This window comes from Inhella sp. (assembly GCF_027532025.1).
Taxonomy (GTDB): Bacteria; Pseudomonadota; Gammaproteobacteria; order Burkholderiales; family Burkholderiaceae_C; genus Inhella.
On sequence record NZ_JAPZSY010000036.1, the window covers coordinates 1 to 19658 of the forward strand.

20 protein-coding genes and 1 riboswitch are annotated in these 19658 nt (G+C 70.9%); of the genes, 13 read left to right on the forward strand and 7 right to left on the reverse strand.

The genetic code is table 11. The annotated features are described in order from the left end of the window. The 4 genes from O9335_RS06630 to O9335_RS06645 form a co-directional block, all read left to right on the forward strand. Nucleotides 1-786, forward strand: a 786-nt coding sequence (locus O9335_RS06630; protein WP_298385410.1) for a transposase, incomplete at its 5' end; no start/stop codon positions are given. A 397-nt stretch (nucleotides 787-1183) separates the two neighbouring features. Beyond that, nucleotides 1184-2080: a DUF3034 family protein gene (locus O9335_RS06635; protein ID WP_298385413.1), complete on the forward strand. Its 897-nt coding sequence runs from the start codon at nucleotides 1184-1186 to the stop codon at nucleotides 2078-2080. Nucleotides 2081-2090: 10 nt separating this feature from the next. Beyond that, nucleotides 2091-2534 (forward strand): group 1 truncated hemoglobin, encoded by a 444-nt coding sequence (locus O9335_RS06640; RefSeq protein ID WP_298385416.1) that lies wholly within the window; start codon nucleotides 2091-2093, stop codon nucleotides 2532-2534. A 31-nt stretch (nucleotides 2535-2565) separates the two neighbouring features. Then, entirely contained in the window at nucleotides 2566-3798 is a 1233-nt protein-coding gene (locus tag O9335_RS06645) for a TIGR03862 family flavoprotein (RefSeq protein WP_298385418.1), read from the forward strand. Here O9335_RS06645 and O9335_RS06650 read toward each other — a convergent pair. Next, nucleotides 3765-4043 carry a DUF1272 domain-containing protein gene (locus O9335_RS06650; protein ID WP_298385421.1) on the reverse strand — a complete coding sequence of 93 codons (279 nt, stop codon included), beginning with the start codon at nucleotides 4041-4043 and terminating at the stop codon, nucleotides 3765-3767. The genes O9335_RS06645 and O9335_RS06650 overlap by 34 nt on opposite strands. A 7-nt stretch (nucleotides 4044-4050) precedes the next feature. Next, nucleotides 4051-4590: a histidine phosphatase family protein gene (locus tag O9335_RS06655; RefSeq protein WP_298385424.1), complete on the reverse strand. Its 540-nt coding sequence runs from the start codon at nucleotides 4588-4590 to the stop codon at nucleotides 4051-4053. 58 nt (nucleotides 4591-4648) lie between these two features. Here O9335_RS06655 and O9335_RS06660 point away from each other — a divergent pair, with 58 nt between their 5' ends. The 4 genes from O9335_RS06660 (at nucleotide 4649) to O9335_RS06675 (ending at nucleotide 9176) form a co-directional block, all read left to right on the forward strand. Then, nucleotides 4649-5854, forward strand: coding sequence for a class I SAM-dependent methyltransferase (locus O9335_RS06660; protein WP_298385427.1), 1206 nt, complete (start codon nucleotides 4649-4651; stop codon nucleotides 5852-5854). A 10-nt stretch (nucleotides 5855-5864) separates the two neighbouring features. Continuing rightward, complete coding sequence (locus O9335_RS06665) at nucleotides 5865-7103, forward strand: MFS transporter (RefSeq protein WP_298385430.1); 1239 nt, start codon at nucleotides 5865-5867, stop codon at nucleotides 7101-7103. 8 nt (nucleotides 7104-7111) lie between these two features. Then, the gene (locus tag O9335_RS06670) at nucleotides 7112-8104 is read left to right on the forward strand and encodes a PHB depolymerase family esterase (RefSeq protein ID WP_298385433.1); all 993 of its coding nucleotides are present in this window, start codon (nucleotides 7112-7114) and stop codon (nucleotides 8102-8104) included. 217 nt (nucleotides 8105-8321) lie between these two features. Then, nucleotides 8322-9176 carry a hypothetical protein gene (locus O9335_RS06675; RefSeq protein WP_298385436.1) on the forward strand — a complete coding sequence of 285 codons (855 nt, stop codon included), beginning with the start codon at nucleotides 8322-8324 and terminating at the stop codon, nucleotides 9174-9176. 486 nt (nucleotides 9177-9662) lie between these two features. On the opposite strand, the gene O9335_RS06680 is transcribed toward O9335_RS06675, so the two are convergent. The 4 genes from O9335_RS06680 to O9335_RS06695 are packed head-to-tail and all read right to left on the reverse strand — an operon-like array spanning nucleotide 9663 to nucleotide 14322. Continuing rightward, nucleotides 9663-10277: a DUF2894 domain-containing protein gene (locus tag O9335_RS06680; RefSeq protein WP_298385487.1), complete on the reverse strand. Its 615-nt coding sequence runs from the start codon at nucleotides 10275-10277 to the stop codon at nucleotides 9663-9665. Between the two features lie 2 nt (nucleotides 10278-10279). Then, nucleotides 10280-10957 carry an OmpA family protein gene (locus O9335_RS06685; protein WP_298385439.1) on the reverse strand — a complete coding sequence of 226 codons (678 nt, stop codon included), beginning with the start codon at nucleotides 10955-10957 and terminating at the stop codon, nucleotides 10280-10282. Beyond that, complete coding sequence (locus O9335_RS06690) at nucleotides 10950-13481, reverse strand: DUF802 domain-containing protein (RefSeq protein WP_298385442.1); 2532 nt, start codon at nucleotides 13479-13481, stop codon at nucleotides 10950-10952. Before O9335_RS06690 ends, O9335_RS06685 begins: the two co-directional genes overlap by 8 nt. 7 nt (nucleotides 13482-13488) lie before the next feature. Next, nucleotides 13489-14322 carry a DUF3348 family protein gene (locus O9335_RS06695; RefSeq protein WP_298385445.1) on the reverse strand — a complete coding sequence of 278 codons (834 nt, stop codon included), beginning with the start codon at nucleotides 14320-14322 and terminating at the stop codon, nucleotides 13489-13491. Nucleotides 14323-14596: 274 nt separating this feature from the next. Between O9335_RS06695 and O9335_RS06700 the strand changes: the two genes are divergently transcribed. Beyond that, nucleotides 14597-15352, forward strand: coding sequence for a hypothetical protein (locus O9335_RS06700; RefSeq protein WP_298385448.1), 756 nt, complete (start codon nucleotides 14597-14599; stop codon nucleotides 15350-15352). Between the two features lie 73 nt (nucleotides 15353-15425). Here the strand turns inward: O9335_RS06700 and O9335_RS06705 are convergent, their stop codons facing one another. Continuing rightward, entirely contained in the window at nucleotides 15426-15638 is a 213-nt protein-coding gene (locus tag O9335_RS06705) for a hypothetical protein (protein WP_298385451.1), read from the reverse strand. A gap of 301 nt (nucleotides 15639-15939) precedes the next feature. Continuing rightward, nucleotides 15940-16043: riboswitch (cyclic di-GMP riboswitch) on the forward strand. Between the two features lie 41 nt (nucleotides 16044-16084). On the opposite strand from O9335_RS06705, the gene O9335_RS06710 reads away from it, so the two are divergent. From O9335_RS06710 to O9335_RS06725, 4 genes are all read left to right on the forward strand, one after another. Then, nucleotides 16085-17947 carry a S8 family peptidase gene (locus tag O9335_RS06710; RefSeq protein WP_298385454.1) on the forward strand — a complete coding sequence of 621 codons (1863 nt, stop codon included), beginning with the start codon at nucleotides 16085-16087 and terminating at the stop codon, nucleotides 17945-17947. 132 nt (nucleotides 17948-18079) lie between these two features. Further along, nucleotides 18080-18676, forward strand: coding sequence for a MarR family transcriptional regulator (locus O9335_RS06715; RefSeq protein ID WP_298385457.1), 597 nt, complete (start codon nucleotides 18080-18082; stop codon nucleotides 18674-18676). A 97-nt stretch (nucleotides 18677-18773) separates the two neighbouring features. Beyond that, the gene (locus O9335_RS06720) at nucleotides 18774-19235 is read left to right on the forward strand and encodes a thiol-disulfide oxidoreductase DCC family protein (RefSeq protein ID WP_298385460.1); all 462 of its coding nucleotides are present in this window, start codon (nucleotides 18774-18776) and stop codon (nucleotides 19233-19235) included. A gap of 29 nt (nucleotides 19236-19264) precedes the next feature. Beyond that, a complete protein-coding gene (locus O9335_RS06725; RefSeq protein ID WP_298385463.1) occupies nucleotides 19265-19657 on the forward strand; it encodes a hypothetical protein in 393 nt (130 codons plus the stop codon). The last annotated feature ends 1 nt before the right edge of the window (nucleotide 19658 follow it).

A 19658-nucleotide genomic window follows, 5' to 3' on the forward strand; every position in this document is an offset into this window, starting at 1 on the left:
GTCAACAACAAGGGGCAGATGCGCTGGCGCATCTTCGAGGGGGCGCTGAACACCACGATCCTGATCGACTTCCTGCGTCGCCTGATCAAGGGACAGACCAAGAAACTGTTTCTGATTCTGGACAACCTGCGGGTGCATCACGCCAAGCAGGTCAAGGCCTGGCTGGCCGAGCACGCCGACGCCATCGAGGTGTTCTACCTGCCCAGCTACAGCCCGGAGTTGAACCCGGATGAGATGGCCAACGCAGACATCAAGCAGGCGGTGACCCAGCAGGCACCGGCGCGCACGAAGCTGCAACTGGTGAGGGCCACGGCCAAGCACTTGCGCAGCGTCCAGCGCCAGGCTGAACGAATTCGCAAGTACTTCGAGCGCGGCCCATTGGCTACGCGGCTTGAGTCAATTTCAATGGGGCCAGATCCATGGCAAAAAAACCCGCCGCTTCAGTGCGCGGGAGCACCAAGCACTGATGCGCCAGTTCCGTCGGGTGGCGGTGCGAAAACGCTGCGCGCGGGAGGCGACACTGGCCTTCAAGGAATGTTCCGACCGATGAAAAAACTGCCCAACAAGTTCACCCCGCTGGTGCTGGGGTTCTGGATGTCGCTGCTGATGGCGGCGCTGATGTGCCTGATCGTTACCGCGATCAACACCGGCATCGATGCCGAGCTGGGCCGGCGGTGGCTCCAGGCCTTCGTGCTGGTTTGGCCCATTGCCTTCGCAGTGCTGTTGGTGCTACGCCCTGTCGCGCTTCGCCTCACGGCCTGGATGGTGGAGCACCCACCGCAGTAACCCCGCTCGGGTTTAGGCAGCCGCGCCGATTCCTGTCCGCAGGCTGCCGATCCTAGTCCGAACAAATTGGACTGCTCGATTGGCCAAAGCGGATCCGAGGCAAAGGGGGCACCCATCCATGCGTGGGTACCCGCCTTCGGCCAGACCACCCCGAACGGCCGGCTGCGGTTCTCCGCATCGCGGGGCGGGGAGCGCGGAGCCGCATCCTGCGGTGTCGCATGCCAAGCCGCGCCAAGCTGCCCCCGCCCCGCCGAGGCGTCGCCGGCCGCTTCGAATGCCCCCCGCAGCCAGCCTCGGCCTGGCCACGGGCGGGTTGGTTCGCGAGGCGACCGGCCGTGCAAAGGGCCCCAAGTCCGGGTGCCTTGGTGGGACAAGCGCGCTGGCGTAAGGTCTGGGCATGCGCGTTCTGTTTGTCTTGACCCTGGCCATGGGCCTGACCGCCTTTGCACCCGCCCAAGCGGACCAAGGCAAGCTGCTGCTGACGGGCGGCGTGTCGTCCATCGACGGCGCGGCCGGCGGTGGGCTGACGCCATGGGCGGTGACCGGCAGCTACGCGACGGAGGGCGAGTGGGGCGGCACCGCGTTTGTCAGCGGCGCCCGCACCGGGAACTATGGCCTGCGGGTGATGGGGGCTGCCCTGGCTTGGGACGACCGGCTGGAATTCAGCCTGGCCCGCCAACGCCTGGACACCGACAACAACCTGGCCCCTTTGGGCTTGCCCGGCCTGCTGGTGGAGCAGGACGTGGTGGGGGCCAAGTGGCGGGTGGCCGGCGATGCGGTGCTGGACACCGACCGCTGGATGCCGCAGATCGCCGTGGGCCTGCTGCACAAGCGCGCCCAACGCAATGGCTTGACCCCCACGCTGACGGGCCCGCTGGGCGCACGCCCCAGTGGCAACGAGGCGTACGTCAGCGCCACCAAACTGTGGCTGGCCAGCGGCTGGCTGACCAACCTGACCCTGCGCGCCACGCGCGCCAATCAGAACGGCCTTCTGGGCCATGGCGGGGCCAACGACGCGCGCTGGCGGCTGATGCCCGAGGTGTCGCTGGCCAAGCTGGTGTCGCCGTCGCTGGCCGTGGGCGTGGAGGCGCGGGCCAAGCCCAATGCCTTGGAGCGCAGTGCGCTGGGCGCGGGTGCGCTGCGCGAGCACGACTGGTTCGACGCCTTCATCGCCTGGGCGCCGAACAAGACCGCATCGATCACGGCGGCCTGGGTGGACCTGGGGGTTGTCGCGCCCGCCCTGCAGCCGCGCCGCCAGCGGGGCGGCTACCTTTCGGTGCAACTGGCTTTTTGAGACCCCCACCATGACCCACTGGCTCCGCTCGACTTTGTTGGCTGCTGTCCTGCTGGCCCCCGCCGCGCATGCTGCCGACGACAGCCTCTACCGCGCCTGGGGCGGCCGAGAGGGCATTCGTGCGGTGATGGACGACTTGGTGCCCCGCCTCAAGGCCGATGCCCGCATCGGGCACTTTTTCAAAGATGTCAGCACCCAGCACTTGGCCCGCCAGCTCACGGATCAGTTGTGCCAACTGGCGGGCGGCCCCTGCGTGTACGACGGTCCGGACATGAAAACGGCTCATCAAGAGTTGGGCGTGGCGCGGCGCGACTTCCATGCGATGGTGGAGGTCTTGCAGCAAAGCATGGCGGCGCGCGGCATCGCCTTTGCCGACCAAAACCGCATGCTGGCGCTGCTGGCGCCGATGCATCGCGACGTCATCACGGCGGGCTCAGGAACGGCGCAACGCTGAGCGAGGTGCAGCGGCGGCGATGATGCCGCCGATGGAAACCTCGACTCCCCCACCGGCGCAGCACGCCGTTGTGATTGGCGGTGGCCCCGCGGGCCTGATGGCGGCCGACGTGCTCAGCGCGGCCGGCTGGGCGGTGGACCTGTACGACGCCATGCCCAGCGTGGGCCGCAAGTTCTTGCTGGCCGGGCGGGGCGGCCTGAACCTGACGCACAGCGAGCCCTACGAGCGCTTCGTCACCCGCTTCGGCGCGCGCGCGCCGGCCTTGCAAGCCGCGCTGGACGCCTTCACGCCGGACGACCTGCGCGACTGGGCGGCAGGCTTGGGTGTGGACACCTTCGTCGGCAGCTCGGGCCGCGTGTTCCCCGCCGACCTGAAGGCCGCGCCGCTGCTTCGCGCGTGGCTGCGCCGCCTGCACGCGCAGGGCGTGCACTTTCACAGCCGCCACCGCTGGCTGGGCTGGGGCAACGACGGCGCGCTGCGCTTTGCCACGCCGGCCGGCGAGGCCCGTGTGCCCGCAGCGCCCACGCTGCTGGCCCTGGGGGGCGCCAGTTGGGCCCGCCTGGGCAGCGACGGCGCTTGGGTGCCGGTGCTGCAAGCCGCAGGCGCAGCGCTCGCGCCGCTGCAGCCCAGCAACTGCGGCTTTGCCGTGCAAGGCGGTTGGAGCGCGTTCCTGCGCGAACGCTTTGCCGGTCAGCCGGTCAAGCCCGTGAGCCTGACGTTTGAAGGCCGCACGCAACAGGGCGAGTTCGTGCTCACCGACGATGGCGTGGAGGGCAGCTTGGTTTACGCCTTCAGCGCCGCGCTGCGCGACGCCATCGCCCGCGACGGCCAGGCCACCCTGCACCTGGACCTGCTGCCCCAGCACCCGCTGGACAAGGTGCGCGAGATCCTGCACCGCGGCCTGGGCGCCAAGAGCCTGGCCAGCTTCTTGAAGAGCCAGTTCAAGCTCAGCGGGCTGAAACCCGCGCTGCTGCACGAGGTGCTGGGAGCCAGCAAGGACCCGGCCGCGCTGGCCGCCACGCTCAAGGCCCTGCCCCTGACCCTGGTCGCCACGCGCCCGATCGACGAGGCCATCAGCACCGCCGGCGGCGTGCGCTTCGAAAGCCTGGACGGCGGCTACCAACTGCGCGCCAAGCCGGGCGTGTGGGTGGCGGGCGAGATGCTGGACTGGGAGGCCCCCACGGGCGGCTACCTGTTGACCGCCTGCCTGGCCACGGGCCGCGCCGCGGCTCAGGGGATCTTGTCGGCCGCCGTGCCGGGCTGAGCGTCGGCGCAAGCCGCGTGCGGCTGGCGCACGCGCTGCGTGCTGGCCGGGTTGCGCGCCAGCGCGTCGCCCACGCGGCGGGGCCGGGGCTGCAGCTCGCCGCCGCGGTTGGGGCACCGTCCGCCCAAGCGCTGGCGCACGCAGTCGTCGCAGAAGGTGCATTCGAAGCTGCACACCATGGCGCCGGGCGCGTCGGGCGGCAGGTCGCGGTCGCAGCACTCGCAGTTGGGACGCATCTGCAGCATGGGGGTCTCAGTGCTCGCCGCACACCGGGTTGGGCGCGCCGTACTGCAGGCGCATCACCGCGGCACTGCCGCCGGCATCCACAGCGGGCTGCACCACGTAGGCCCAGCCGAACTGGTTCTCGCAGGGCGCCGGCACGGCGCGGCCGCTCAGGGCCTTGACGATCTCGGCCACGGTGTTGCTGTGGCCCACCACCAGCACGCGGCCGCTCAGGCGCTGCACCGCGGCCGCCACCTCGGCCACGTGGGCCGGCAGCTCGCCCTTGCGGGTGGCGACGACCTGGGGCGTCAGGCCCCGGGCGCGGGCCAGCGGGGCGGCGGTCTCTTGGGTGCGGCGCCATTGGCTGGTGACGATGGCGTCGATGCCCGCGTCGATGCCGATCTGCGCGAGCAAGGCGGCGCGCTCGACGCCCTCCGGCGCCAGCGTGGGGTCGCCCGCGGGTTCGGCCGCGCGCTCGGCGTGGCGAACCACCAGCACGAGGCTGGGGGCGGCGGTGCCACTGCCCCACGCCATCAGGCCGCCGAGCAGCCAGGGGATCCAACGGGGCATCGCGCGCCTCCGGCTTGAACAAAGGCCGCCAGCATCGCACGGCGGCCACAATCCACCGATGAGCCTCCCGACCCCCCACGCAAGCCCCGTTTCAGCCCCGTTGACCTGGATCTCCACCGACGGAGAACCCCTGAGCGCCCGCTGGCACAGCGGCAGCGGCGCCCCCGCCCCGAAGCGCATCCGCGCCGTGGACGACAGCATCAACGCCGACGCCGCCTACAAGTTGGTGTGCGAAGGCACGGCGCTGGTGTGGGAGGGCGACTACCACCAGGCCCGGCAGATGCTGCAGGCCATCGCCCACCGCATCGACCGCCGCCGCGCGCGCAAACCGGCCACCGCCAAAGCCCCGGTGGCCTCGGCAGCCGACGCCTTCCACCAGCACCGCAAGGGCCAGGCCGAGCGCGCCCGCATCCTGGGCCTGCTGGTGATGCGCCTGACGCCCGAGCTGCAACTGCCGCTTCGCCGCGCGCCCGACCTGGCCCTCGCCGCCCGCGCGGCCATCGGCCCGCAGACCGAAGGCACCTTGGTGAGCCTGCGCGAGCTGCTGGGCTGGATCGGTGCCTGGGAATGGCGCCAGCAAGGCGTGCCGGTGCCGGCCCTGGGCCTGCGCAAGAACGGCGAAATGGCGCGCATCCACCCCTGGTACGGCGTGTTCAGCCCGGTGCGCGGCGAGTACCTGGAGCTGGTGGCGCAAGCGCCGCTGCCCGAGGCCCTGAAGGCGGAAGGCGCCTGGGCCATGGACATCGGCACGGGCACTGGCGTCGTCGCTGCGGTGCTGGCCCAGCGGGGCGTGGCCCGCACCGAGGCCACTGACCTCAGCACCACGGCGCTGGCCTGCGCGCTGGACAACCTGCAGCGCCTGGGCCTGCAGCACAAGGTCAAGCTCACCCAGGCCGACCTGTTCCCCGACGGCCGCGCTGCGCTGGTGGTGTGCAACCCGCCCTGGCTGCCGGCGCGCCCCAGCAGCGCGCTGGAGGCCGCCATCTACGACCCCGACAGCCGCATGCTCAAGGGCTTCTTGAACGGGCTGGCGGCGCACCTGGTGCCGGGGGGCGAAGGCTGGCTGATCTTGTCCGACCTGGCCGAGCACCTGGGCCTGCGCACCCGCGCCGAGCTGGAGGCCTGGATCGCCAGCGCCGGCCTGCAGGTGCTGGCGCGCCTGGAGATTCGCCCCACGCACGGCAAGGCCAGCGACAAGGCCGACCCCCTGCACGCCGCGCGCGCCAAGGAAACCACCTCGCTGTGGCGCCTCGCCGCGCTGTGAGTTCATCGCCATGAACACCTCGCCCCGCCCCACAGCCCACCCATCGGCGTACTGGTCCCTCGTGCTCGTGGCGGCCGCCATCTTGATGGTGACCATGGGCGCGCGGCAAAGCATGGGCCTGTTCATCGCGCCCATGAGCCGCGACACCGGCCTGTCCATCGTGGACATCAGCTTCGCGCTGGCCATCGGCCAGTTCGTGTGGGGCGCGTCGCAGCCGGTGTTCGGCATCGTGGCCGACCGCTTCGGCCCCACCAAAGTCGTCGTGCTGGGGGGCCTGCTGCTGGCCGCGGGCACGGCGCTCACGCCCTTCGTGCGCAGCGAGTGGGCGTTGATGGTCACGCTCGGCGTGATGGCCGCCGCTGGGGCGGGCGCGGGCAGCTTTTCCATCCTGATCGGCGCGGCCGCGCAACGCCTGCCGGCCGAGAAGCGCAGCAGCGCCTCGGGCGTCATCAACGCCGGCGGCAGCTTCGGGCAGGCGGTGTTCGCGCCCATCAACCAGGCGCTCATCAGCGCGCTGGGCTGGGTGCAGGCCATGTGGACGCTGGCGCTCATCACCCTGGCCACCCTGCCCTTGGCCTGGAAGTTGGGCGGCAACAAAGCCGCCAGCCCGACCCCCGGCGCGGTGGCCGCCCCGGCCGGCCCGACCCTGGGCCAGCAGCTGCGCGAGGCCTTCGCCGACCGCAGCTACTGGTGCCTGCACCTGGGCTTCTTCACCTGCGGCTTTCACATCGCGTTCTTGGTCACGCACCTGCCTGGCGAGGTCGGCCTGTGCGGCCTGCCCGCCAGCGTGGCCGCCACCTCGCTGGCCGTCATCGGCGTGGCCAACATCGCCGGCAGCCTGATGGCCGGCGCGGCCGGCAACCGCTTCCGCATGAAGTACATCCTGTTCTGGATGTACGGCACCCGCGCGCTGGCCATCTTGGTCTACCTGGCCGCGCCCAAAACGCCGCTCACTTTCTACGTCTTCGCCGCCGTGCTCGGCTTCACCTGGCTGGCCACGGTGCCGCCCACCGCCGGCCTGGTGGGCAAGCTCTTCGGCACGCGGCACCTGGCCACCCTGTTCGGCATGACGCTGCTGAGCCACCAAATCGGCGGCTTCTTCGGCGCCTACTTCGGCGGCCTGGCCTTCGCCCGCTGGAACAGTTTTGAAGCCATGTGGTGGGCCGACATCGCGCTGGCCGCCGCGGCCGCCGTCATCAACCTGCCCATCCGCGAGGCCAAGCTGCCGCCGCGCACCCAACCCGCTTGAGGACACCCATGCGCTTGGCTGCCCTGCTCCTCGTTTCGACCTTGGCCACCGCCCACGCGTTGGCGGCCGATGCCCCACCGCCCCCGGAACTGCCTCGCCTCGGCGTGCAAGCCGACGGCGCCACGGTGTCGGGCGTGTCCTCGGGCGCCTACCTGGCGGTGCAGTTGCACCTGTCCCAAGGCCCGCTGTTCGCCCGCGGTGTGGCGGCCGTGGCCGGCGGGCCCTTTGGCTGCGCGCAGGGCTCAGTGCTACAAGCCCTGGGGCCCTGCCTCGGCCGCAGCCCCATCGACGTGCCGCTGCTGGTGCAACGCACCCAGGCGCTGGTGACCCAGGGCGAGATCCCGCCGCTGACCGCACAGCAAGACGCCCGCGTCTACCTGTTCAGCGGCGCCAAGGACACGGTGGTCAACGTGGCCACCACCCAGGCCCTGCAAGCCCAGTTGCAGGCCCTGATGCCACACGCCCACATCACCGCACGCACCGACGTGCCCGCCGCGCACGGCTGGGTGGTGGACCGCGAAGGCAGCGACTGCGATCGCATGGCCGCGCCGCACCTGCTGAACTGCGGCGTCGACCTGGCGGGCGCACTGCTGCAGCACCTGCTGGGGCCCCTGAACGCCCGCGCCGAAGCGCTGCCCGAGGGCGCGCTACGCGCCTTCGACCAACGCCCCTTCCACGCCGGGCCGGACCTGGGGCCCCAGGGCTTCGTGTTCGTGCCCCCAGCCTGCGACGCCGGCGGCTGCCGCGTGCACGTGGCGCTGCATGGCTGCCAGATGAACGCCGGCTTTGTGGGCGACGCCTTTGCGCGGCGCAGCGGGCTCAACGCGTGGGCCGCCACCAACCGGCTGGTGGTGCTGTACCCGCAGACCGGGCCTGGGGCGGTGAACGGGTGCTGGGATTGGTGGGGCTACGGCGGCGCCGAATACCTCGGGCGGAATGCGCCGCAGATGAAGGCGATTGCGGGGATGGTGGCGAGGTTGCAGGAGCGGGCCAGGGGCTGAGTCCTCCGTTCGCCCTGAGCGATCGAAGGGCGGCGGGTACCGCAGATTTCGGTGCAGCCCTTGGGGGCTTCACCCCCAAACCCCGGCCCCCTTCTGTTTCTCCACCAGAAACCCAAAGCGCCTGTTACCCCGTGGTTTGATTCCTGTGAAATGACGCCATTCAGCCCCGACTCGATGTTGACCGTGCGCAGCACCACGCCCCCTGGGAGCCCCTGCCATGCCGAGTGACTTCTCGACCCATCTCCGACCCCGCGGGGCTTGGTCGCTGGGCCTGCTGGCCGCTGCGCTGCTGCTCACCGGCTGCGAGAGCCGAGCGGACAACAACATGAAGGCAGCTGATGCCGCCTACCGCGAGAAGCTGGCCAAGGCGCAGGCCGTCTTTGCGGAGCGGTGCAAGACGGCGGGGGTGGTGATTCACCGTACCGTCGAGGACGTCGAAGGCATCGAGCTTAAGAAGATCCGGCCCAAGCTGGAATTTGGCGACAAGCGGTACTTCGACCCGATGTTTGACGGGGCGGCAATGGCGGGGGAGGCCTCTGGTGACGACTACATCCGCCAAATGCTATTCAGCGAGTTCAGGAGCCAGTCTGAACCAACTCGTCGGGGTTCTTTGAATCCACCATGGTTCCGCGCGGGGCCAAATGCCACCCCTGTGATCGATGGCTATCGCTTTGTTGAGCATGTCGATTTGGAAACCGGTAAGCGCTTCAGGTACTCGCTGCCTAAGCAAGTTGAGCCAAACGTTGGATGGGGTGTTGCACTCACTCAAATGTCAACGGGCGAACCGCAAACCAAGTTCGCATTGGATTTTGAGGACCTTGTCGATCCTGCGGACCGCGCACTCTGGATCGCAGGGACAAGGATCAAGGTTCTCGACACGCGCACTGGCGAAACTCTTGCCGTGCTCACACGATACGTCTTCGACGCCGGCCTCGGCATCAGCACTACAGGCCGTTGGCCTTGGCAGCACGCTGATACCAACAACCAGCGATGCCCAAGTGAGCCACATACGAAGGGATACGTAACCAGATTCTTTGTGGACACCGTGTTGAAACCCAAGCAGATGAATTGATCACGAGCCAGCAAACACCGCAAATTCTTCAGACCTACACATTGCTACAGATCGGAGCTGCGGCCCTGCCAGGCCGGTAGCGTGAGGCACCAGCAGCGTCCTGGATTCCCTCTGCGCTCGGCGCTTGCGAACGGGGCAAAAGCCGAATACTGAAGAGCCCGGATTGCGGAAAGTTGCGCCGTTTCCCGGCTGTTAGCTGTTGGGCTGTTCGCCCCGTTTGACGAGCCGAGCAGCGCAGACGAGTCCGGCGCGCGCGTCAGCGCGCTTCGTGCACTGACTCCGCCCGACTGTCTGACCGAAGCGAACGCAGTGAGCGCAGGGAGTTTCGGGCGGGCCGGGCTTGGCGAGCAGCGCAGGGAACCCCCGCCGCAGGCGGGGGCGAAGGCTACCGGGGCGGGCGCTTTTCCCCCCTTTTGGCAAGACAAAAGGGGGTCGGGTGCAGGGGTGAAGCCCCTGCTGGCTCTCAAATCAACGAGAAGGCCCCCCTCACCTCACCCGCGTCTTCACCACCTTCTTCCCCTTGCCCGCCGCCGCCTTCCGCGGCACGGCAGCCACCGCCACGGGCGTTGCGGCCGGCGCCGGCGCAGCAGCCGCGCGGGGCAGCGAGCCCAGCACGTCGAACTGCTGCATCAATCGCTGCAGGTACTCGGGCGACAGGGCTTGCAGTTGCGCCAAGGCCTTGGGCATCAGCGCGTGGGCGTTGAGCGGCCCCACGGGGGTGCTGGGCTCGGGGGGCACGTCGGCCAGTCGGCGGGCCACGCGCAGGCGGGTCCAGTCGCGGGTGTTGGCGCGCACCGCGCGCAACTCGGGCCAGGCGCCGTCGGCGGCTTCGGGGTGGCCGGCGTTGAGCGCGGCGGTCAGGGCCTGCAGAGGCGGGCGAACGGAAGAAGACGCGCGATGCGGCGCGGGCTCGCCCCCGGGCAATGCCGCCACACCAGCGCCCAAGCGGCGGCACAGCAGGGTGCGCAACGCGCCTTCGGCGCGGGCCGCGCGGCGGGCCAGGGCCACCAGGGCGTGCCAGCGCGCGGGGTGCGTGCGCGCAGCCTGGGCTTGCGGCTGCGCTTGCAGCCAGCTCAGCGGGTCGTGGGCCGGGTCCAACATCGTCAAGGGGCGCTGGCCGCAGAAGCGGCATTCGTCGCCGCGCCCGCACGGCGCGGCATGGGGGCGATCTCCACGCGGCGGTTGAGCGCGCGGCCGGCGGCGTCGGCGTTGGAGGCCACGGGCTGCTCCGGCCCGAAGGCGGCGGCGAACACGCGCGAGGCGGGCACGCCGTCGGCCATCAGCGCGCGGGTCACGGTCAGCGCGCGCAGGGCCGAGAGCTCCCAGTTGTCTTCGAAGCGGCGGTTGCCGCCGCGCACTTGCTTGTCGTCGGTGAAGCCGCTGACCATCAGCACCTCGTCGCGCGCGGCGAGGTAGGCGTTCAGGCCCGGCGCCAGGCCGCGCAGCAGCTGCCGGCCTTCGTCGTGCAGCGCGTCCGAGCCCGGCGCGAACAGCACATTGCCGGCGATGCCGATGCGCCCGTCTTTGAGCGTGATGCGCCCACCCGCCAGCGGGCCGGCCAGGGCCTGCTCCAAGGCCTCGCGGCGCTGGGCCTCGGCCTGGCGTTGGCGTTGCGCGTCGTCCAGCTGCTGCGCCAAGTCCATCTGCATGACGAGGGCGAAGGCGAGGATCAGCACGAAGGCGCCGAGCACGCCGGTCATCAGGTCGCCAAACGCGGCCCACACGGGGGTGGCGCCGGCGCCGTCGGCGGCGCCGTCCACCAGCGGGTCGTGCTCAAGCATGGCCGGCCTTGCCCGCGTGGCGCAGGGCGTCCACGGCTTGCTTCTGGGCGTCCAGGCAGAGGTCGATCACCTCGCGGGCCTGGGCCACGTAATAGGCCAGCTGCTCGTCGCTGCGGGCGATGCTGCGCTCCAGCGAAGCGTCCACCTGGCTGAGGTGGCCCACCAAGGCCTCGTTGGCGCTGTGGAACTGCGCCACGGCCGCGCCAAAGCCTTCGCCCAGGGCGCCCATCTCGGCGGCGCTGCCGGCCAGTTGGGTGGCGGCTTGCGCCAGGGTCTCTTGCGTGGCGCTGGCCTGCGTGGCCACGCGCTCGCTCAAGTCGTTCATCAAGGTGGACGTGGCGCTCACCAGCCCGTCCACCGCGGCGCGCTGCTCGCCGGCGGCCTGCTGCACGGCGGTCAGCAGGGTGTGCAGGGTCTCCATGAGCTGCGCGCGCTCGGCCAGCGCGGCGTTGTCGCGCACCAGGCTTTGGCTGAGCTGTTCGCGCAGCGCGGCCACCACCTCGCCCGCGGCACGCGGGGCCTCGGCGGCGCTGGCCAACAGGCCGGTCACCTCTTGGATGGTGGCGCGGGCCTGGGCCTCGGCCTGGGCCACCACCTCGCGGGCGGTGGCGGCCAGGGTGTCGGCCAGGGCGGTGTGGTGGGCCTGCTGCTGCGCGGTGACCGCGCTCCAGGCCTGCTGCATGCCGGATTGGGTTTCGGCCAGCGCGCTGCGCCAGGCGGCCAGGCGCTCGGCGTCGGCTTGGGCCAGGGCGGCCATGCGCTCGCCATCGGCCTGGGCCAAGGCGGCCTGCTGTGCGGCTTGCGCTTCGCTCCAGCGCAGCACCAGCTGGGTGGACTGCGCGGCCAGGCCCTCGGCCCAGGCACTGGCGGCTTGGCGGGACTGGGCGCTGGTCTCGGCCAGCGTGGCCTGCGTTTGCTGGGCCAAGGCCTGCACGGCCTCACGGGTGTGGGCCACGGCCTCGGCCAGGGCCTGCTGGGTGTGCGTCACCGTCTCCGTCAGGGCCACACCACTGCGCTCGGCCTGCTCGGCCATCAAGGCCGCTTGGCGCTCGACCTGGGCTTGCATCAGCGCGGCCTGGCGTTCCACCTGCGCCTCCATCAAGATGGACTGCTGCTCGGCCTGCGCCTGCATCAAGGCGGACTGGCGCTCGGCCTGCTCGGTCAGCGCACGGGCCTGCGCCTCGGCTTGCGCGGCCAAGGCGGCGGCCTGCTGCTGGCTGTGCTGCTGCAGGGCCTGCTGCAACGCGCCCACCTGCGTGGCCGCGGCGGCCAGCTGGGCCTCCACGGCCTGGCGCACGTCGGCGCCCAATTGCTGCACGCTGCCCTGCACCTGCGCGGCGGTGTGCTGCAGCTGCTGCGCGCTGGCCTCGGCCACCGCCTTGTGCAATTGTTCGGCGCTGGCGCGCACGGTGTCGGCGGTGTGGCTCAGCGCCTGCTGCAGGCCTTGCGCCTGGGCGCTGGCGGCGGCGGTGTGGGCCTCGGCGCCGGCGCTCACCGCGCGCGCCAAAGCGTCCACCTGCTGGGCGATGTCGTGCACCGTGCGCTGGTGCAGCGTGGTGGCGCTGGTGGTCAGCTGCGCGTGCAGCGCTTGCGCCTGCTCGGCCAGGGTGCTCAAGGTGGCGTCCACCGCGGGGCGGATGGTGTCGGCGGCGCGCTGGGCGCTGTCCACCAGGCTGGTGCGCAGGGTGTGGTCCACCGAGGCGGCCAGGCCGGTGAAGGCGCCGCGCGTGTCGGCGTGGAAGCGCTGCTGCTCGGCCAGCCACTGCGCCTGGAACTGGGCCTGCTGCTCAGCCATTTGGGCGTGCAGGGCCTTCACCTGGGCCACCAGCTCGGGCACGGCCAGGGCTTGGGCTTGCAGCGCGGCTTGCGCGGCATCTCGGCGGTGGGCAGCGGTGTGCGGGTGCAGAGGTCCGAGCAATGCTGCGTCCAGCGCCTGCGCCACGGCCTGGCGTTCGCGACGGGCCAGCGCGGCCATCAGGCCCAGCATGGCCGAGGTGGCCACCCCCGCCACCGAGGTGCCGAAGGCCAGGCCCAGGCCCTGCACGGGCGCGGTCAGCGCGGCGCGCATGGCGGTCAGGTCGGTGGTGGCGCGCAGCGCGTTGGCCGTGCCACCCAGCGTGATGACCAAGCCCACGAAGGTGCCCAACATGCCCAGCAGCACCAGCAGGCCGGCCAGCGAGGGCGCCAGGGCCGGGCCGGGCAGCTCGCTGCGCGCGCCGTCCAGGCGCTGGCGCACGGGCTCGCGCAGGGCTACGGGCAGTTGCCCCAACCAGTCGCCGAGATCGGCCACTGCCGCCACCGCGGCCCCCGGTTGGGCCAAGGGCAGCAGCGCGCCTTTGAGCTGCGCCGTGGCGCGGCGGTAGCCGTGCAGCTCCCAGGCACCCAAGCCGAAGAAGAAGGCGACCAAGGCGGTCGTGCCCAGGGCCACGGCGTGGTGCTGCACGGCGGCGCCCCCGGCCCAGCCGATGGCGGCCAGGCCGGCAACGAGGGCGGCGGGGTACAGGAAGGCGGTCAGGCGGTTCATCGCGAAATCAGTCGGAGTCAGAGGGCGGCGCCTCGGCAGCGGCCGCCTCGTTCAGGGCTTCGAGCAGGCCCAGAACGGGTTGGAGTCGGAGGTCGAGTTCGGCGCGCAGCAGGCGCTGCACATCGGCCCAGAAGGTGGCGCGCCAGCCCACGGGGGGCCAGGCTTCGGCGTCGGTGGGCTCGCGGGGCTCACTGGGCTGTTGCGCCTGCAGGTCAAGCCCACGCTGCACCAGCAGCGCGCTCAGGCCGGAGAGGCGCTGCTGCTCGGCCTCGGCCAAGGCGCGGTCGAACACGGCATCAAAGGCCGCCAGCTGCGCCAGCGCCGGGCCAGCCTCGCTCAGCTGCGCGCGAAGCCGGGTGCGGAAGGTGGCCACGCGGCTGGCCAGCGCGCGTTGCTGGGTGGCGTGGTGCAGGCGGTAGGGCGCGACGGCGTCTTGCGGGTTCAGCTCACCGGCGCTGCGCACCGGTATGGCGCGGCCGCGGCCGAAAGCCCCACTCGGCAGTGGGGGGCCGCCTTGAACCAAGGTGGGCTCGGCAAAGGCGGCGTGCAGTTCGGCGACCAAGCGCTCGAGTGCGGCCTCGGCCCAGCGGCGGGCGGCGAGCACGGGGGTTTCGGCGTCGGGGGCGTCGGTCGGCGCCGGGCGGGCGGCCAGCACCTGGGCCAGGGCTACGGCGTCCATCCAACCCATCGCGTCGGCCAAGCGGGGCGTGATGGGCTGGCGCGGGGTGCGCAGGCGCGTGCCCCAGCTTGCCAACAAACGCGGCAGGTTGTGGGCCGATGGGGCCGTTCGCCCAGCCCAGTCGGGGGTCGGCGCGGCCGGCTGGTGTCCCCCTGCGTGCATGCCGAGTTCGCCGTCGAAAAAACCGCGTAGTTTATGGCGACGGGTTTGAAAGGGTGGAGCCCGCCCCATGGGGAGCGCTGGCAGCCCACACAGCGAGAAAGAGGGATGCAAACTCACTGGAGGACCCTGCAACAAACTTGTGACCCACGACCTGGACACCTTGCACCCAAGAGTGCGCTCCCAGACAGACCTGCGGTGTCGCGGCACCCACCGCGCGAGGCCCTGGCCGTGCGAGCATCGCCCCCATCGATCCGCTCCCTGACTAGGAGGCTGCATGAGCCCCACCTTCGACACCCGATTCGTTCAACGCCTGCGGCCCCTCGGGGCCATCGTGCTCTTAGTCGCCCTGGGCGTCTCGGGTTGCGGCGGGGGAAGCGGGGATGGGGCCAGCCCGCCCACGCCGGTGGTGGTCGAGCGCAGTTTCGACTTCGGTCAGGGGGCCGGCACGTGGGTGGCGGGCTCGGCCGACTACAGCCCGAGCACCGCACCGAACGATGTGATCGCCGAAGCGAGGGCGCTGCCCAGCCCGTTCACCGGCACGGGCTACTTCCAGTCGGGCACGAACCGCAGCGACGACCTGTTCCTGTTCATCAAAACGCCCGTCACTGGCTTGGTTCCGGGCACGAACTACCGCGTCACGGCCCGGGTGGACTTCCTCACCGACGTGCCCACCGGCTGCATCGGGGTGGGCGGATCGCCGGGCGAATCCGTGTGGGTGGTGTTGGCCGCTTCTGCCAGCGAGCCGGTCACCACGCTGACCGCTGGCGAATTCAGGCTGAACATCGACCGCGGCAACCAGTCGATGGGCGGTGCCAACGGCTTGGTTTTGGGCACCGTGGCCAACAGCGTGCCCAACTGCGGGACGCGGCGGTGGGAGAGCAAGACGCTGAACACGCCAGCGACGCCGGCTCTGACCGTGAAGGCGGACGAGCGGGGAGCGATCTGGGTGCTGTTGGGCTTCGATTCGGGCTTTGAAGCCTCGAGCCGCCTGTACTACCAGCGCCTGAACCTGACCCTGCAGCCAACCTGAGGGCCGGAGGACCGGGAGCGGGGCGACCGGCGGCCCTGCCGGGCCCAGGAACGATCGCCGGGGGTGTTCGATCTCAAGCGGCGCGCTTGACGATGACGACCACCGTGGGCAACTGGACGATCGGTGCGGCGGTTGGCGCGGCGCTGGCGTGGATGGGCGCCGGTGCTTTGACCAGGGGCGCCGCGGCCGCGGCCACGCTGGTGAGCGTGAGGCCGGCCATGACCGCGAAGGTGAGCACGTCGCTCAGGCGGCCGAGGATCGAGGGGGCGAAGGCGGTGCGGGTCATGGTGGGCTCCGGTTGAGTCGTTGGGGATTCGTGGTTCGGTGACTGGACTGTGATCCCCGGTGCCCCGCGGCACCAGCGGCATGCGATGGCCTGCCCCGGCGTGCGATGAATGCGGGAAAACCCGGTATGGATGGCGTGCACACCCAGGGCTAGCAGTGCGGTTCGACCTTGCTCGGCGCGGTCGGTTGACGTCGCCTTGGGCCTGCGCCCGAGAACGGTGCGCAGTAGTTGGCAGCCCACCGGGAAATCGCCCGGCGCGCCCTGGACGTCTGCCCTCGGCCGCAGTACCGTGCAGATTCCACATTCCGACCCGCAAACCCGGTGAAAGCCGGGGACGCAAAGCCTCCGGCCTACAGCCGGGCCCGCTGACGCCAGCGGCCCGACCACGGTAGCGGGGCTGCCAGGGCGCCTCAAAGCGCACTGGCCTCGACAGCACCGAGGCAAGCATGAATCCGGTTCACACCACACTGACCGCTTTGTTCACCCTGTCGGTCATGGGCACCGCCTTGGCTGGCTCCACCAACGAACGGCTCCGCCACGTCACGGCCATGGAGGATTGGAACGGCCCCCCGATGGCGCGCCGGGCCCCCGTCGCCTGGGCCGCCTCGCCGGTGTCGGACCGGCTGATCGTCAAGTACCGATCGGTGGACGGCGGCGACAGCCTGCGAAGCCGGATGGCCACGCGGGTGGTGGGCAACCGGCAGGGCGTGGAGCTCGAAGACTGGCGCACCACGGCCCACGGGGCGCGGGTGATGCGGCTGAACCGCCCCGTGCCGGTGGAGGCGCTGCGCGCCATGGCCGACACCCTGCGAGCCACCGACCCCAACGTCGAGTACGCCGAGCCCGATTTGTTGTTGCAAACCGCGCTGACGCCCAACGACCCCCTCTACGCCCAACAGTGGCACCTGAGCAGCGCCACGGCTGGCATCCGGGCGCCTTTGGCGTGGGACCGGGCCACGGGCCAGGGCATCACCGTGGCCGTCATCGACACCGGCGTGCGTCCCCATGCCGAGTTCGCCGGCAAGTTGCTGCCGGGCTATGACTTCATCACCAACACCACGATGGCGGGCGACGGCAATGGCCGCGACGCCGACGCGGCCGACGTGGGCGACTTCACCACGGCGGGCCAGTGCGGCAGTGGCAGCCCGGCCACCAACAGCTCGTGGCACGGCACGCACGTGGCTGGCATCGTGGCCGCCCAGGGCAACAACGCGCAGGGCGTCACCGGCGTGGCCTTCAACGCGCGCATCCTGCCGGTGCGGGCCCTGGGCCGCTGCGGCGGCTACAGCTCCGACATCGCCGACGCCATCGTCTGGTCCGCCGGCGGCACGGTCAGCGGAGCGCCCGTCAACCCCAATCCGGCGCGGGTGATCAACTTGTCACTGGGTGGCCGGGGCAGCTGCGGCATCACCACCCAGAACGCCATCAACACCGCGCGCAGCCGTGGGGCCGTGGTGGTGGTAGCCGCCGGCAACGAGCGCACCGACGTCAACAATTCCACCCCCGCCAACTGCAACGGCGTGGTGACCGTGGCAGCCACCGGCAACACGGGCGGCAAGGCCTCGTACTCCAACACGGGCTCCAAAGTCACATTGGCCGCGCCGGGTGGCGACAACTCGGGCGGCATCCTTTCTACCTACAACACCGGCAAGACCGCGCCAGCGGCGGACAGCCACGCCAACCTGATGGGCACCTCCATGGCCACGCCCGTGGTGAGCGGCGTGGTGGCGTTGATGTTGCAGGCGCGCCCCAGCTTGACGCCCGACCAAGTCAGCACGCTGCTGCGCAGCAGCGCCCGCCCGTTCCCTGCGGCCTGCAGCGGTTGCGGCGCTGGCTTGGTGGATGCCAACGCCGCCGTGCTGGCCGCCAGCGGCTCCGCCGCACCGCCGCCCGCACCCGCGCCGGCCCCCACCCCGGCGCCTGCACCAGCACCGGCCCCCACGCCAGCCCCACCGGCCAACGTGGCCGACATTGAACCCAACAACACCGTGGCCACCGCGCAGCGCGTGAGTGCTGTGAACGCCACGGTGGCGGGCACCTTGAGCACCACCGCCGACCAAGATCACTTCCGCGTCACCGTGGCCGGCGGCAAGTCCATGGTGGCACGCTTGACGACAGGCACCGCCTCGGGCTTCGGCATCGGCGTGTACACCACCAGCGGCCAGCAGCTCATCTTGCTGACGGCCCTGCAAGGCCAAACCTCGCAAGCCACCCTCAGAAACAGCGGCAGCGCCAGCATGGACGTGGTGGTGCGGGTGTTCCGCAGCGTGGGCAGCGCTGGCGCCTACACCCTGAAGTTGAGCCAGTGAAGCCCTGAGCCCCAGCCCCCCGTGGCAGCCGCCACGGGGCCACGGCCCAGCGCGGTGCCCCACGTTGCCGGCGTGCCACCGACCTTAAATTTCTGTATTGACAGAAATAACCGTCGGATTAGAGTTGGGCCCATGGAACTCACCGACATCGCCCGCCGCTTCATCGTTCACTGGGGCGAAATGGGCTCGAGCTGGGGCGTCAATCGCAGCGTGGCGCAAATCCACGCCCTGCTGTTCTTCCACGGCCAACCGCTGCACGCCGAGGAAATCGCCGACACCCTGGCCATCGCGCGCAGCAACGTCAGCAACAGCCTCAAAGAGCTGCTGAACTGGAACCTCATCCGCGTCACCCACGTGCTGGGCGACCGGCGCGACTTCTACGAAACCAGCAGCGATGTGTGGGAGCTGTTCCGCACCATCGTGCGCGAACGCAAGGAGCGCGAGTTCGACCCCACCGTGCGCCTGCTGCGCGAACTGGCGGCCGACCCCGCCCTCGGCCGCGAACCCGCTGCCGCGCAAGACCGCCTGCGCAGCACGCTGGAGTTCATGCACACCCTGGGCGCCTGGAGCGACGAGATGCTGCGCCTGTCGCCCGCCACGCTCGAAAAAATCTTGCGGCTTGGCGCCCAGGTGCAGCGCTTCGTGCGCGCGCCCGAGCCCGCCCCCCCTGGCCCTGCCGCCCTGTCCGACCCCCACCCGCCTTTGCCCCCAGTGATACCGCCTTACTGACGCCACCCTACGGCCCCTCACCATCCCCACTGCACCGCGGGCGCCCTGGCGCCCATTCTTTGAACCCTTAATTTCACTCTTTACAGAAATATCCGCCATGAACAACATCGAGCTCACCACCTACTACGACGGCCAATGCCCGCTGTGCCGCGCCGAGATGCACAACCTGATGCTGCGCAACACCGAAGGCCGCGTGGCCTTCGTGGACGCCGCCACGCCCGGCTTCGACGCCGCAGCCCTCGGCATCGCCCACGAAGCACTGATGGAGGCCCTGCACGTGCGCACCGCCGATGGCCGCTGGCTCGTCGGCGTCCCCGCCTTCGAGGCCCTCTACCGCACCTTGGGCCTGCCCGGGGTGGCAGCGGCGCTGCGCCAACCCCTGCTGGCCGCAGCGGCGGCACGCCTGTACCCCTGGGTGGCGCGTCACCGCCACCAACTGCCGCGCGCCCCCATCACCTGGCTGTTCGAGCGCGCAGGACGCCGCGCCGCCGAGCGCGCAGCCGCCCGCCGCTGCACCCAGGCCGCCGATGGCGCGAACGACAGCGCCTGCCGCCTTTGACCCCCGTTTCACACCCCCTGGAGAACGCCATGACCCCCTCGCTGCAATTCCTGCTCGCCCTCGCGCTGGCCGCCATCGGCCCGGTGGCCGCCCTGCGCTACCTGCAACCCATCCTGCTGCCCGTTCTGCGCGCCCAGTGCGAAGAAGGCGGCCAAGGCGCCGAGTTCTGGATGCGCAGCGCCTACGTGCTGGCGGTGTGCGGCACCTTGCTGCTCACGCTCACCTTCGGCCAGTACCGCGGCGAGCTGCTGCACACCCTGGAGCGCTCGCTGTGGCTGGTGGCCGCCGGCACCTTCGCCACCGTGGCCTTCATCGCCCGGCAGGTGTGGGCACCCGTGCGCGAAAACCGCGCCCTGCGCCGCCTAGAAGCCGAACGCGCGGCCCGCGCCCGCCCAGCCCACACCGCCACAACCGGAGCCTGAC